The sequence below is a fragment of the Pedobacter insulae genome, assembly GCF_900113525.1.
Taxonomy (GTDB): Bacteria; Bacteroidota; Bacteroidia; order Sphingobacteriales; family Sphingobacteriaceae; genus Pedobacter; species Pedobacter insulae.
In genome coordinates this window covers 180,735-194,733 of the sequence record NZ_FOPP01000002.1, presented here as the reverse complement: position 1 = coordinate 194,733, position 13,999 = coordinate 180,735, and the positions used below count along the sequence as shown (strand labels likewise).

Here is a 13,999-nt window from a genome sequence, read left to right as displayed (position 1 = left end):
TTATCTAATTATCGTTAAAGGTCCAGTAATTGTTTTTCGACCGTTCTTTGGGTTAATGATATAGTAATACACACCAACCGGTAGCGGACTACCCCTAAAATTCCCATCAAATGGTTTTGCATATCCTATGCTTGAAAAAACTTTTTGACCATTTCTATTAAAAACTGATATTTCAGCATTCGGATATGAATCTAGTGATAAAATATTCCACACATCGTTGGTGCCATCGCCATTCGGACTAAAAGTATTGGGAGGTTTTACCTGCTCGAGGACTTTGACTAATACTTTTTCAGAAACGTCGCAGAAACCGTCAATAGACACTGTTAAAGTGTATTCGGTGTCTTGATCTGGAAAAGCTATGGGATTTAAGATTGCAGGATTACTTAAGCCTGTCGCTGGCGTCCATTTATACTTGTAATGATAGGCAGAATTTACATTTTTAATTCTTGCTGGGATCACCCGTTCCCCTCCAGCAAGAATATAAACCGTTCTAGGTGCGTCAATTAAAGTTTTAGCATACACCTCAATGCTTTGAGTTATTGAATCGGTACAGCCGGCATTTGAAGAAAAGACATAAGTAATTTCATGTATCCCGACGCCGGCGATAGTTGGATTGAAGAGACCAGTCACACTCGTACCTTTACCCTTAAAAATCTTTGTTGATGCAGTTAACCCCATTTTTTCATTCACTACAAGCTGTGATGGACTATCGTTAATACAAACTGGATTGGGTTTCAAAAATTCCAATTGAGGGAAATCTTTGGTTACTTCAATATTTTTTACAAATACATCAGACCAACATCCCGAAGCGTTGGCCACTGATAGTTTAACCGTATGCATCCCTTTGGTAAAAGTGTGAGTTGGATTTTGCGCTGTTTTTATGACCCCATCAAATTCCCATTTCCATTCTGCAATAATGTTACCTGTTATATTGCTCTTGTCGAGAAATTGGATGGGCGTACCTGCACAAATATCCGGGTATTCAAAATTAGCAACTCCAAGCGGAACAACTTCGATTTCGAAATTGAATGTTAACTCATTTCCCGTAACACAAGGAGGCAGGTCTTCCTTTAATACGATTGCCTTAGCAGAAACAATATGAGTGCCTTCCTCAGTAAATACTTTACGAACTGGTGAAGTATAGGTATATAATTTCACCCCTATGTTATCAACACTTTCCACTGGCACCCCTAGGTTCGAGTCTTCGAACCTTGTACCATCATCAAAATTCCAGGTAATTTTTGATAGGCGATAAGGTACGGTAAGAGTAGGATTGGTTTGCTGTCCTAAACAGGCAGAAGACAAGCTTTTTAGTCCACTTTGCAGATTTACCAAATTCAACGTACTCGTAGAGTATAAATTAGTCCCAGCAGAATAAGCATAAGATTCTGTTTGTCCAAACCCATAAGCAATCGCATTAAAGCCATCATCAGCGGTCAACGTCAAACTTTCCTCATAAACTTGGATTTGAATGTAAGAATAAGTTGGATCAGAAGCCATTACAGTCCAGCCTGCCGATGGTGGTGTACCATTCAGCTTGAAGGTTGAGGTTTTAGAGGTTTTCATGAACACATTGACATACTTCTCCAAAATCCTATTAGCATCCGATGAAAACACAGTGATGTCTTTTATATTAAACTCTATCGGATTAAGTAAAACCATTTCCGGATCTCCTCGTAAAGAACCGCCTCCAATTGCGGAGCAGGCCTCTGTTAACGAATATTGAGCAACACTTATTAATTTATCTGCACTTACAATCCCCGCGTCACTTAAAGTTGGATGTTCATAAAACATCCCTTTATTTAAGACAGTGATAACGTTGCCATCTAATTTTACTACCGTATTATCTTCTTGGGCCACCACCCTAAAAATATGCCTCCTACTTTTAAATGGAACTATACCATAACTTTTCCCCCAACTATTCACTGAATACAATTGCTGAAGCAAAGGGTCGCTCGAATTACCGCAAGAAATAACCATAGTGGTGGCACCTGAAAATGCAGCAAAGCGTTTGCAGGATGATAAGTTCTGGTTTACCTCGACAAATGTTCCAGTAAAATCTTCTTTACTTGATGATAGATATTCATAAACATCACCAGCTTTCTGTAACTCAATCGCTAATTTACTTCCGTCTTTTTTATGCAAAATTAAATGTGTATCATCCTCTACTGCTACTATGGTTAAATAATTTTGACCTATGGCACTATTTCCCGATTGCGTATAGTTCATGGAAAAATACTTTTGCCCCAAGGACTCTATAGGTAGAATCAAGGTGGCTGCAGATCTGTTCGCGGCAAATACATGACTAAAAGCCACTACTTTTGGCATTCCCGGGGCCACTACAATATGAATGCCCCGATTTGGCAATCGCATATTTCCTTCGGTATAATCAATGTAAGATTGAGAACGATCTACCAAAAAAGTAACCACTTGATTTTTTGGGATGGCTCGCGATTCGCTATAAGTGCCACAGCTTACTGTAACGTACGAATCGGCACTTGAAGTGATATTCACATTCATCGTGGCCAGTGTAGAGCTAGGATCGTGCGTAGGGAATACAGTCCAAAAATCAGTTCCTTCGTTAGAAATATTCTGCGCCCAAGCATTTTCTGCAAATCCTGTAAACAGCAATATTAGTACAAACCAAAAGAAATTCTTCATTGGAGCTCAAAATGTCAGGTTAATTAACTGAATATTAAATATAAACAGTTAATCTAATAATAACAATTTATTCACCTAACAATACTGCTTCTAAGGGATTTTTCTGGAACAATACCAGGAAGATTGAGAAAACTTCCTTGCAGGGCAAACACATTGCCCGATGAGGTGTGAGGTTTAAGAGAGCAAATTTTGTCTTGCTATAAACTCCAGTTGCGTATTAGCAACCTTAAGTTGTTCGGTAAGTTCTCTGTTTTCTTTTCTAAGCGTATAAATTTCAATGGCTTTGTCAATATTGATTCGCAAATCATCTTCTGCCCAAGGCTTTTGAATATATCGATAAACCTGCCCTTTATTGATCGCATCAATAACAGCATCAATATCGGTGTAACCCGTCAAAATCATTCTAATGGGCTCAGGATGAACTTCTAAAATAGATGCTAAAAATTCAACACCCGTTGTCTTAGGCATTCTTTGATCGGTAATGACTACATGAATATCTTCTTGATCTAAAATCCTTCTTCCCTCATCAGCAGATTCTGCAGTAAAAATCTTATATAACCTACGATAGGTAGCAGCAAACGCACTTAAATTGTGCGGCTCGTCATCAACATATAATATATTTGCGCTCATCGTTCAATAATAAAAGTTAAAAATACTCTTTTATTATTACTCTTAAAAGAGTAATTTAGTTCTTTTAACTTTTGATTGTAATTTTATCATTAACACCCTCTTATTTAACTTGAATAATGCAGTCTAAATCTAGTTTAGCGCTAAAGATAGCTCAACTTGTTGATCAAACCCAGGAGTTAAAAAATGTTTGTAAACCACTCTTTTTTAAACTCATACATCCTGAACAAAAAAGAGCGTTTAAATTACTCCTTCAAACAAAAGAAAATCTACAAGTTTTCGACCATATCTACTCGCAGGTTGAAGAATTAATTAAATGCTTACAGCCAACTATCGTTTTTTCACCTCCTTCAGCGTTAGCGAAAGCTGTAGAAAATCAATTTCAGGGAAATTCTTCTGATGAGTATGGAGTTTGGGTCTATTATCCATGGTGTGCTAAACTTGTTCACTTATTAGATGAAAATGAATTTACTATTGTTCGTACCAATAGAAATAAGCATAAGATTACAGCCTCAGAACAGGATCAATTAGCTAATAAGAAAATTGGAGTGATGGGGCTTTCGGTTGGCCAATCTGTTTCGTTAACGCTTGCGATGGAACGAAGCTTTGGAGAGTTGAGGATTGCAGACTTTGACGAACTCGACCTGAGTAATATCAATAGGATTAGAACTGGCGTACAGAATTTAAAAATAAAGAAAACGGTTATTGTTGCAAGAGAGATCGCTGAGATAGATCCGTTCTTAAAAGTTGTTTGTTTTGACGAGGGTATAACTGCTGATAATTTAGGGGAGTTCTTAGAAGGAAACGGCAAATTAGATCTGCTTATTGATGAATGTGATAGTTTCGACATTAAAATAAATTCCCGCAAAAAAGCAAAATCATTGGGCATTCCGGTATTAATGGAAGGCAGTGATCGCGGAACGATTGATATTGAACGGTTTGACTTGGAGCCGGAACGCTTGGTATTACATGGAATGGTTGAACACCTGGATATGGAAAAGTACAGCACTTTAACCACCATGGATGAACAAATCCCTTACATAACCGCGGTAACAGGTGTTGAAACCTTATCGCCCCGAATGAAAGGCTCTGCAATTGAAATTATGAGCACCATTTCTACCTGGCCGCAATTAGCCAGTGCGGTAACTTATGGTGGTGGTATTACGGCAGATGTAGCAAGAAAAATATTATTAGGAAATTTAAGTATTTCAGGTCGCTTTTTTCTTGACCTAGATGAGCTGATAACGGATACATTAAAAAAGGAAGAAAAACCAGCACCTAAAAGCTCTCCATTAATAACTACAAAAGAAATTCAAGACTTTATCACTGATAAAGCTTTTCTTTCACCCGAAAATAGTGAAGAAATACCGGAAACTATGCTAATTGCCCTGGTTAATGATGCCAATAAAGCCCCTTCTGGGGGGAATAATCAACCATGGCGTTTTCACTATCAAAACCGCTTACTTCACCTTTTTTTAGAAGAAAGTGTAGCTCAAGCCTATTTAGATCCAGCTTATATTTCATCTTATGTTTCAATTGGTGCAGCTATAGAAAATTTACTACTATCCGCAGCAAACCATAATTTAAAAGTTAACTGGGAATTAACCCCTGACTTAGCACCAAGACATATTGCTTGGTTTAGCTTTTCTTCTGGGTACGAGCCAACAAATGAGGAGACACATTTAGCAGCGCAAATTGAGGCACGTCACACCAATAGAAAAGTTTCAGCTAAACAAATCGTTGAGCCTGCTACCCTACTTGAACTGGCCAAAGTAACTTCAAGTATCAAAGGTGCTCAATTAAAATGGATCACGGACCCTGCAAAAATACATTCCTTGGCCGATATCGCCGCCTATACCGATCTGTTGCGTATGTTCATTCCAGAAGCGCATGCGGACTTCATTCATAAGGAGATGCGATGGAGTTTAGCGGAAGTTGATCAAACCCAGGATGGTATTGGAATCCACACCCTTGATTTGAATAATAACGATCACGTAGGCATACGCTTGATAAAGGATCGTAGAACCATAGATTTTTTACAACAAATTAACGGTGGAAATGGCTACAAAAGATTAACATTGCAGCAATTTATGTCATCATCAGCAATCGGTTTAATTACAATGCCTAAATCTTCGTCCACTGCGATGATTGATGGGGGAAGAGCAGCAGAAAAATTATGGCTTGCTAGTACTGGATTAAATTTGCAAATTCACCCTGTGAATGTTGCCTTATTATTCTTCTATAAAAATAGTATTGAGCAGGCCTTAAACATCCCACAAGATGATAAAGCCGACTTAACGCAAATGGAACAAACTTTTAATTCAATTTTTGAAAATAATGAACATGAAACCGCAGTTTTCATGTTTAGACTTTTCAAGGCTTCACCATCGCCAGAAAGAACTATCAGAAAATCAACCGCTAAAATATTTTCCATTGGAAGAGCATAAACCCCATATTGAAAACTTATATTTCAAGGCATTTCGAGCAATTGATGATAGAGCTCTATGCATGAAATTTATCGAGGGGCATACCCATGTATTAGAAATATTTGGGATTACTAAGATTACTTCTGCTAAAATCGATTGGGTACTTAATCCGAACGTTTATGTAATTCTCGTTACTGCCGAAGAAGATGGAAGAGCTTTGGCTGGAAGTAGGATTCATGTTGCGGACGGAAAAACATTATTGCCCATAGAAGAGGCTGTAGGAGAATTGGATGAGCGAATATTTAACATGGTTGAAGAAAGGAGGATGGATGGGACAGGTGAATTATGTGGGTTATGGAACTCATGGGAAATTGCAGGACTCGGTATCGGAAGTATGCAGTTAAGCATTGCCTGTGTTGCCTATGCTGGTTTAATTAAGTTAAATACCTTATTCGGCCTGTGCGCACCTGCAACCTATAGAAATTCCATCCGGGGTGGCTTTAGGGTAATTAAAGAAATTGGCATAAATGGAAAATTTTATTATCCAAAAGAAGATTTAACAGCAACATCTATCTTGATAGATGATATCGAAAACTTACCTCTTACTTATGATGATGTTAAAGCGGATATAATGACATTGAGAAATAATCCAATATCTACACGACAAATTTTATCTAAAAACGGCGAACCAGTTAACTTGCATTTTGATTTAACCTTGAAATAAGATGAAACGGATATTTGGTTTTCTTTTATGCTTTGTCTTTTTCAGCCAATTTCAAGCGTTCAGCTCTGCCTTTCAAAATGATATTATTCATGAAGATTTTAACCTTGCTGTATACAGAGATTTAACACATCATGTAACAATAGATCAGGTAATAAAGAAAGAATTTACACCTGTTAAAACGAATATTTTCAATTATGGGGTTGATCACTCAATTTTCTGGATTAGATTAACTTCAAAAAGGAATTTAAGCTTCGTTAATCATGTCGTATTCATCGATCAATCACGGCTCGATATTACAGAGATGTATATTGAACAACAAGGGAACCTCACTGAGAAAACATCTTACAATCCCTTTTCTTATGCAGAAAGAAAATTTACACAAGGCAAGGTTTTTCAAATTCCGGATAGTTTAGATCAAGGTACTAATATTTATTTGAGGTTAAAAGGCAAAGAAAATTTTTTAACTCCCATAAGTATTATCTCAGAAAAATCAATCTTAAGTACACTGTCTTTGAGGGGTACCATATTTGGCTTTTATACAGGTATAATGGCCATTATGTTCATCTATAACCTGTTTTTATTCATCATTATCCGAGATAAAAGCTACCTATATTACATTTTTTATATTTTTGCTATTTGGCTTACACAGGTTACTATACAAGGCTATTCTTCTCAGTATTTTTGGGATGAAGATTCTGCTATAAACAAGTATTCAGTCGTCCTATTTTCTTGCATAGGCCTCATATTTGCCAGTTTTTTTACGCTTTCATTCTTAAATACGAAGGTGTTTTCCAAACTATGGAACACGTTAATTACCATCCTATATATTTTAACTTTTTTAGACCTCATTGTTCTATTTGCATTCAGTATAAATATTGCATTTATTGTGATGCAGGTCCTCACCCTTACAGGCGCCATATTCGCACTTTCTGCGGCTTATTTTGTGTATTTTAAGAAACATTTTAAGCCTGCAGGGTATTATCTTGTAGCTTGGTCTATTTTACTTTTCGGAGTAATCTTATTTATCATGAAAGATTATAGCATTATACCTTATAATAACTTCACCATCTATCTTTTACAATTTACTTCATCCATAGAAGTAATGCTGTTATCTTTCGCGCTAGCTGATAAAATAAATTTCTTTAAAAAAGAAAATGAAATTGCTCAGGCACAAGCCCTTAATGCATCACTTGAAAATCAGAAATTAATTAAAGAGCAGAATATCATCCTAGAGAAAAGTGTAAAAGAACGAACAGAAGAACTGCAAAGTGCAAATGAAACACTCAATCTCACTTTAACCAACTTAAAGGACACACAATCTCAATTGGTAGATGCAGAAAAAATGGCCGCATTAGGTCAGCTTACCGCCGGCATTGCCCATGAAATCAACAACCCTATTAATTTTGTAACCTCGAATATTAAACCGCTACAACTAGATATAAACGACCTTAAAGAAGTTATTGCTAAATATGAAGAAATTGACCTGAATAAAGATTTAAAGCCACAATTAGAGGAAATCAACTCCTTTAAAAACCAGATAGACTTAAATTTTGTTAACAATGAAATAAACTCTCTCCTTTCTGGCATTAGCGAAGGGGCCAAAAGGACAGCTGAGATTATTAGAAGTTTACGGAATTTTAGTCGCCTGGATGAAACTGATACAAAACCCATCGATTTAAATGAGGGGCTCGAATCGACCATCGTTTTGGTCCGGAACAATATACCTGACAATGTTAAGGTGATTAAGGAACTCGGAAACTTACCGAAAGTAGAGTGTCAGCCTGGTAAAATTAACCAAATATTTATGAACTTGATTTCAAATGCTATTCAGGCAATTAAATCAAAAGAAGTACAGGAAGAAGAAGAATATTTAACAATTAAAAGCTGGTACCTCGACCAACAGGTAAAGGTGAGTATCAAAGACTCGGGGATAGGTATGACGGAGGAAGTTAAACATCGTATCTTTGAACCGTTTTTTACTACAAAAGACGTAGGTGAGGGTACTGGATTAGGGCTTTCCATTGTTTTCAGCATTATCGAAACACACAAAGGTAATATTGAAGTTATCAGTAAACCTAATGAGGGAACTGAATTTATTATTACCTTGAACGTAAATTTACCCTAATAGTTAATTATGAGTTTTCAAAGCATTAAAGTACTCTATATCGATGATGAAGAAAACAATCTTCAGGCATTTAAGGCTAGCTTTAGAAGGCTATATGAAATCTATACAGCTATTTCCGCCGCTGATGGTCTAAAAATTCTAGAAAGTGTAAATATTCATGTAGTAATTGCCGATCAAAAAATGCCCAATATCACGGGAGTAGAATTTTTTAAGAGCATTGCGGAGACTTTTCCTGATCCTATTCGGATATTATTAACCGGCTATACTGATATAGAAGCATTAGCGGATGCAATTAACCATGGCGACATTTACAGATACGTTACAAAGCCATGGAACGACTTAGAGCTACATAATTCTATAAAGAATGCGTACGACGCCTATCGGTCTAAAATAGATTTAAGAAATAAAATTGCCGAACTTGAGAAAACCAATGATGAACTGAATAGATTTATCTATAGCATATCGCACGAATTAAGGGCACCATTGGTATCGGTTATTGGGATTGTAAACTTAGTAAAGATGGAGAATCTTTATCACTCAAGCGGCGAATACTGGAGCTTGATAGAAAGCTGCTCGAATAAGTTAGATTACTATATTCAAAAAACGCTTCAGTATTATAAAAATAATAAAACGCAGTCTGAAGAATCAAATGTAGACTTCAAATTATTAGTGGCCGACTTGATTAATCTTTATGCTTATGCAAATAAGGATACTCAATTTGATGTAAATGTAGATCAGCCCGTTCCATTTAAAGGAGATTTGTTTAGAATAGAAGTCATCTTAGGGAATTTAATTTCGAATGCTATAAAGTATCAAAAAACAAATGAACCGAATAAGAAGGTAAATATCGAAATAGCAGTGAGTATAGAATGTGTGGAGATTAACATAACGGACAATGGTGTTGGTATTTTAAACGAGCATCTGGAAAAGATATTTACACAGTTCTTTAGGAGTAAAGATCATCATGGAAGCGGATTAGGACTGTTTATTGTGAAAGAAGCTTTAAACAAAATCAATGGCCGCATTTCGGTTAAATCGAATATAGATTATGGCACAACATTTAAAATAACAATTCCGAATGCCAAATGAGCTAAAAAAAATAATGTTGATAGATGATAACGAGATTGATTTAAAAATCAATGCAAGGATCATTACTTTGACTAAGCTTTTTGAAGAGATTATCATTTGCCAATCAGGTGAAGAAAGCCTGGATTACCTAAATAAGCATATGGATAATCCTGAAAAACTACCTAATTTTATTTTACTCGATATACAAATGCCTGAAATGGACGGTTTTGACTATCTGGATCATTATAAACAGCTTCCTGCAACTTTTACTGGTAGCTGTCCTGTTGCCATGCTCTCTTCAACATTGGATTTTGGCGACATTAAAAAAGCCGAAGCAAATGTATATGTAGTTAAACTCTTGAAAAAACCCTTGATGCCAATGGAATTGGCAGAACTGATCAATAAAAAAGCTCCATGAGACGAATCTCATGGAGCTTTTTAGCATCTTAAACTATTTATTAAAGTTTAAAGCCATAGGCTAAACGTAAGCCAAAGTACCCAGTATTAAAACCCGATTCATTAAAGCCTTCATATTTTGCTGCAAGATCTAATCCATTGCTCCAAGCATATCCTAAGGCAGGAGAATAGATAAAATTTGTTCCACTTGAATTACCAACTCCAAAGCCAGCTCCAGCTTCTGCTAAACCATATACACCTGCACCAGTATCATTAAAGAAGTATTTTAATCCTGCTTTTACTGGGATATAAGAAATATCAGGCGCATCAACTCCTGTATTACCTATTTCAGCACCCATAAAACGGGTATAGCCAGCTGTAATCGGAACAGATAATTGTTTACTTAGATCAAACTGATACCGTAAATCTCCGCCGATGGCAAAGCTATGGCTATTTTTTGTGGGCACCCCCACATTTAAACCAATACCGAATTTAGGTGAAGACTGAGCATTAACATTCGTTGAGAAAAATAAAGCTACTGCAGCTACTGCAGAGGCTAAAAATTTAGTAGACTGTTTCATTTTTATTTATTTTAGTCAAATTCAAATTTCTATAGACTTCATTGTCTATGCCGGTACATAAACAAAATGTATGCCATTACGGAAACAGAAGGTCAAAAATCAATAATTCATGATAATCAAATGTGTTACACCACGTTTATTTCTTCCCCGAACATTATAGGCATAATTCTTCTCAAAAACCTTTATATTGATATTAGGACGACTATATAAATTACGGATGAAAGAAGTCTCTTTAATAACAAGCATCCATTTTGCAGGCGTTTTAATCAAAAAGCTAGCCAATCGCTCTTGATCCTTCTGGGTGAAGGCACTTCGGTCATATTCAGAAAATTCTGTGTCGTAAGGAGGATCAACAAAAATAAAGTCACGCTCATTTAAGTTCGAATTATTTAAAAAGTATTCAAAATCTTCATTGCTAAAAACACTCTTCCCAAACAATTTGGCAACCTCGTCCGTAAAAATCCGCTCTATCTTTCCCCTAAACTTTTTCTTATTATAGGTTATGCCTCCATACGGAATATTAAACTCTCCTCTGGCATTAAACCTAAACATCGCTGCATAACAAAACTCCCGTATAAAATACCAGTTCGCTGCTGCCCTTGCTGCCGACAACTGTATACCTTTCTGGGCATGGAGGTTGAGAATCTTTCTAAAAAACAGGTAAATACCACCTCTTATACCCGTTTCAAAATGCGAAAACAATTCAATTTTAGTAAAGTGTCTATTTTCTTTAGCGGAAATTGTTTTAATCCGCTTTGCCTTATCCACAAGACTGTCCAACAACATTTTTTTAAACAAGTCAAAATCCAAGATAAAGTGTTCATCCTTCAATAAAGATTTATTCTTCAAATATAAATTGAGGCTATGCTCTAACCCTTTAATTAATTGTGTTAATTCAACTTTATGTGTAATATACTTCGAAAAAGCACCTGCACAATCTCCCCATAAAAAACTTGCCAGCTTCTCCAGCTCATCCCACATATCGGCATACAGCAATAACGCTGTTTTAAACTCAACTTGATTAATTTGTCGGTAAAAATTAATTAAATCGGTACTCTTATCGTTGATTAAAATTGCTCCCTTCGGCTGTAGGGCAAAGAACACTCCACCACCACCAAAAAAAGGCTCTATATAACGTTCGAAGCCAGGAACATACTTTTCAAATAGGATGTATTCATCAAACTTGCCTCCTGTCCATTTCAATAAAGGCCGCAATTTCTTCTTCATGGCACCGAATATGCAACTATTTTAATTGAATATGATGATTAATAAGTTCCAAAGCTTCTGCTTTCAAGCTAAATAACTCTTTATCAGCCTTTAGCCAATGAATTTTAACCCCATCTTTTTCCATTTTTCTAAAAAAAGTCATTTGTCTTTTTGCAAATTGGAAAATAGCTACCGTTAATCTTTCCTTTAAAGTTTGGTAATCGATTTGCTTCATTAAATATAACGCAACAAATTTATATTCCAATCCATAGAAGATGAGCTTGTCTAGCGATACTCCCCTGGCGATTAGCATTTCAACTTCTTCTATCAGGCCCTCTTTGAGCCTAAGATCTAACCGATTGCTAATTTTGGCTCTTCGTGTCGACAATTCATCAACCAAACCAATTACCAATGGATTTATACTTGGTTTTGCAAACGTTTTTAGCGTATTTCCCTTTAAGTAATCGGCAACTTCAATTGCCCTTATCAGTCTTTTTGTGGAAGATAGATCTGCATGGGCAACCAAATTCGCAGGATACGATTTAATCTGCTCTAACAATTGAATTCTATCAAAATCTTGCAGAGCCAACCTCAATTCCTCATTCTTGGGAACCGCGGTATACTCATAATTTTGCAGCAAGCTATGTATATACATTCCCGTACCCCCCACTAATATCGGTATTTTCTCCCGCTCAGAGATTTGTCTGAATGCAGCGTAAAAGTCTTCTTTGAATGCATTTACATGATAGCTTTCTCCCGCCTCACGGATATCAATTAAATGAAAAGGAATTTTTGCCTGGTTAAATTCTGCTAGATCCTTGCCTGTCCCAATATCCATACCTCTAAAAACTTGTCGGCTATCGGCACTTATGATTTCAGTAGCCAATGTTTCAGCTAATGCGATTGCTAGTCGAGTTTTACCCGAGGCAGTAGCCCCTAAAATTACCAACAGTGGATCTTGTTCCATTAAACATAAAGATGATATTTTAAATTACCAGTATTAAACACTTTCTCAAAACCGTTTTTTACTAAATAAGTTTCCAAATTTACTTCTTTTTGTTCATGGAAGCCCGTTAAAATGTTTTTTGGTAGTCGATGCGGAAAATATCTTCTTAAAGTAGTTAATTCTACATATAAATAAGCTGGACCAGTTACACCGCTTAACTCAAAACCCAATTGGTGGTATCCGCTGCCTAACGACCAATCCCGATCAGCATACGACATTAAGTCGTTCGGATTTTTAATCTTCAGGAAATGCTTTATTAATTTACTTAAGCCTCCAGTAATCGTAAAACCATCTTTGGATGCAAAGCGGATTAACTCGGCAGAGGTATATCCGACACCCTTTAGTTTCATTGGTCTTAAATCGCTGAAACTGGCCATTGCAATTAGTTCATTATTAACTAGCAGGCCATAGTAATGCTTCGCTTTTACATAACCCTGTAAGTGGGTGTCATTAAAAAAATTGACCGCCTGTGTCGAATCTAATTCTACTAATACGGCTTTACGTGCATGTAAAGTGCAGTTTAAGCCTAAAAAGGATTTTATCCTACTTAGCACTCGCTTTTGATTTAACTGCCAGACATCTTCCCAAAGGTGAACCAATAGCTTTCCTTCATTTTGAAAATTTTCTTGAAGATTTATTAACTCGTCGGGATGAAAATGATTACGAAGTGAAACTAAATTCAGATATAATTTGGGACTGCATTCAAGGATGTCGTAAGCATCATCATTGATAAAAAAGACAGGATGAGTGAGCGTAGTAAGCGCAGATAACACACTCCTGTGCCATGCTAACTTTACACCCACCCGTTTTTCTTATATAATTTAAACCCCGCGGCCAAAGCATCAGAAATCTGATTTAAAAGAATTTCATCGAGGGCTTTAATATGGAAGCATGATTTTCCTTTCAACAATTTAAGTAATGAAGGATGAAAAATGGTCTTAATTTCCGGCTCTGCATATACTGGCATATAGTAAAACCCTACATACCCCTTTCTAATAACTACTCCGGCAAAATAAACTTCAGATCTCTTTTTCCCATCAATTACAACCTCTTTTTCGCTCCAAAGATCATATGCGGTTTCAGAATTTATTCTAGCATCAAAGCCCGTTGCGGCATAGGCTTGCATTTCTGCTCTAATCGTTTGAAATATTTCTACAAGATCCGTTTTCATCACTTAAA

12 protein-coding genes are annotated in these 13,999 nt (G+C 36.3%); 5 read left to right on the top strand and 7 right to left on the bottom strand.

The features are described from left to right. Together BM207_RS03770 and BM207_RS03765 are read right to left on the bottom strand one after the other, a co-directional pair. Positions 1 to 2,661, bottom strand: a complete 2,661-nt coding sequence (locus BM207_RS03770) for a T9SS type B sorting domain-containing protein (RefSeq protein WP_090992242.1) — start codon at positions 2,659 to 2,661, stop codon at positions 1 to 3. Between the two features lie 174 nt (positions 2,662 to 2,835). Then, positions 2,836 to 3,291 carry a response regulator gene (locus BM207_RS03765; protein ID WP_090992241.1) on the bottom strand — a complete coding sequence of 152 codons (456 nt, stop codon included), beginning with the start codon at positions 3,289 to 3,291 and terminating at the stop codon, positions 2,836 to 2,838. A gap of 116 nt (positions 3,292 to 3,407) precedes the next feature. Here BM207_RS03765 and BM207_RS03760 point away from each other — a divergent pair, with 116 nt between their 5' ends. From BM207_RS03760 to BM207_RS03740, 5 genes are all read left to right on the top strand, one after another. Then, complete coding sequence (locus BM207_RS03760; RefSeq protein WP_090992240.1) at positions 3,408 to 5,735, top strand: Rv1355c family protein; 2,328 nt, start codon at positions 3,408 to 3,410, stop codon at positions 5,733 to 5,735. A 61-nt stretch (positions 5,736 to 5,796) separates the two neighbouring features. Continuing rightward, positions 5,797 to 6,438 (top strand): hypothetical protein, encoded by a 642-nt coding sequence (locus tag BM207_RS03755; protein ID WP_143095912.1) that lies wholly within the window; start codon positions 5,797 to 5,799, stop codon positions 6,436 to 6,438. Between the two features lies 1 nt (position 6,439). Then, a complete protein-coding gene (locus BM207_RS03750) occupies positions 6,440 to 8,563 on the top strand; it encodes a sensor histidine kinase (RefSeq protein WP_090992238.1) in 2,124 nt (707 codons plus the stop codon). A 9-nt stretch (positions 8,564 to 8,572) separates the two neighbouring features. After that, a complete protein-coding gene (locus tag BM207_RS03745; protein WP_090992237.1) occupies positions 8,573 to 9,652 on the top strand; it encodes a hybrid sensor histidine kinase/response regulator in 1,080 nt (359 codons plus the stop codon). Further along, positions 9,642 to 10,049 (top strand): response regulator, encoded by a 408-nt coding sequence (locus BM207_RS03740; protein ID WP_090992236.1) that lies wholly within the window; start codon positions 9,642 to 9,644, stop codon positions 10,047 to 10,049. The genes BM207_RS03745 and BM207_RS03740 overlap by 11 nt, the downstream gene beginning before the upstream one ends. Positions 10,050 to 10,089: 40 nt before the next feature. Here BM207_RS03740 and BM207_RS03735 read toward each other — a convergent pair whose 3' ends face one another. The 5 genes from BM207_RS03735 to BM207_RS03715 all read right to left on the bottom strand — a co-directional run bounded on the left by BM207_RS03735 (position 10,090) and on the right by BM207_RS03715 (position 13,991). After that, positions 10,090 to 10,608 (bottom strand): outer membrane beta-barrel protein, encoded by a 519-nt coding sequence (locus BM207_RS03735; RefSeq protein ID WP_090992235.1) that lies wholly within the window; start codon positions 10,606 to 10,608, stop codon positions 10,090 to 10,092. Positions 10,609 to 10,707: 99 nt separating this feature from the next. After that, positions 10,708 to 11,835: a DNA adenine methylase gene (locus BM207_RS03730; protein WP_090992234.1), complete on the bottom strand. Its 1,128-nt coding sequence runs from the start codon at positions 11,833 to 11,835 to the stop codon at positions 10,708 to 10,710. A 16-nt stretch (positions 11,836 to 11,851) separates the two neighbouring features. Then, positions 11,852 to 12,781, bottom strand: a complete 930-nt coding sequence (gene miaA / locus BM207_RS03725; RefSeq protein ID WP_090992233.1) for a tRNA (adenosine(37)-N6)-dimethylallyltransferase MiaA — start codon at positions 12,779 to 12,781, stop codon at positions 11,852 to 11,854. After that, on the bottom strand, positions 12,781 to 13,623 hold the full coding sequence (locus BM207_RS03720; RefSeq protein ID WP_090992232.1) for a hypothetical protein: 843 nt from the start codon (positions 13,621 to 13,623) through the stop codon (positions 12,781 to 12,783). Before BM207_RS03720 ends, miaA begins: the two co-directional genes overlap by 1 nt. Continuing rightward, complete coding sequence (locus BM207_RS03715; protein ID WP_090992231.1) at positions 13,614 to 13,991, bottom strand: hypothetical protein; 378 nt, start codon at positions 13,989 to 13,991, stop codon at positions 13,614 to 13,616. Before BM207_RS03715 ends, BM207_RS03720 begins: the two co-directional genes overlap by 10 nt. Positions 13,992 to 13,999: the final 8 nt, after the last annotated feature.

What these genes read in the sequence shown, in the direction of transcription:
- BM207_RS03770 (WP_090992242.1), bottom strand. Translation starts at nt 2,661, where the DNA reads ATGAAGAATTTCTTTTGGTTTGTACTAATATTGCTGTTTACAGGATTT.
- BM207_RS03765 (WP_090992241.1), bottom strand. Translation starts at nt 3,291, where the DNA reads ATGAGCGCAAATATATTATATGTTGATGACGAGCCGCACAATTTAAGT.
- BM207_RS03760 (WP_090992240.1), top strand. Translation starts at nt 3,408, where the DNA reads ATGCAGTCTAAATCTAGTTTAGCGCTAAAGATAGCTCAACTTGTTGAT.
- BM207_RS03755 (WP_143095912.1), top strand. Translation starts at nt 5,797, where the DNA reads ATGAAATTTATCGAGGGGCATACCCATGTATTAGAAATATTTGGGATT.
- BM207_RS03750 (WP_090992238.1), top strand. Translation starts at nt 6,440, where the DNA reads ATGAAACGGATATTTGGTTTTCTTTTATGCTTTGTCTTTTTCAGCCAA.
- BM207_RS03745 (WP_090992237.1), top strand. Translation starts at nt 8,573, where the DNA reads ATGAGTTTTCAAAGCATTAAAGTACTCTATATCGATGATGAAGAAAAC.
- BM207_RS03740 (WP_090992236.1), top strand. Translation starts at nt 9,642, where the DNA reads ATGCCAAATGAGCTAAAAAAAATAATGTTGATAGATGATAACGAGATT.
- BM207_RS03735 (WP_090992235.1), bottom strand. Translation starts at nt 10,608, where the DNA reads ATGAAACAGTCTACTAAATTTTTAGCCTCTGCAGTAGCTGCAGTAGCT.
- BM207_RS03730 (WP_090992234.1), bottom strand. Translation starts at nt 11,835, where the DNA reads ATGAAGAAGAAATTGCGGCCTTTATTGAAATGGACAGGAGGCAAGTTT.
- miaA (WP_090992233.1), bottom strand. Translation starts at nt 12,781, where the DNA reads ATGGAACAAGATCCACTGTTGGTAATTTTAGGGGCTACTGCCTCGGGT.
- BM207_RS03715 (WP_090992231.1), bottom strand. Translation starts at nt 13,991, where the DNA reads ATGAAAACGGATCTTGTAGAAATATTTCAAACGATTAGAGCAGAAATG.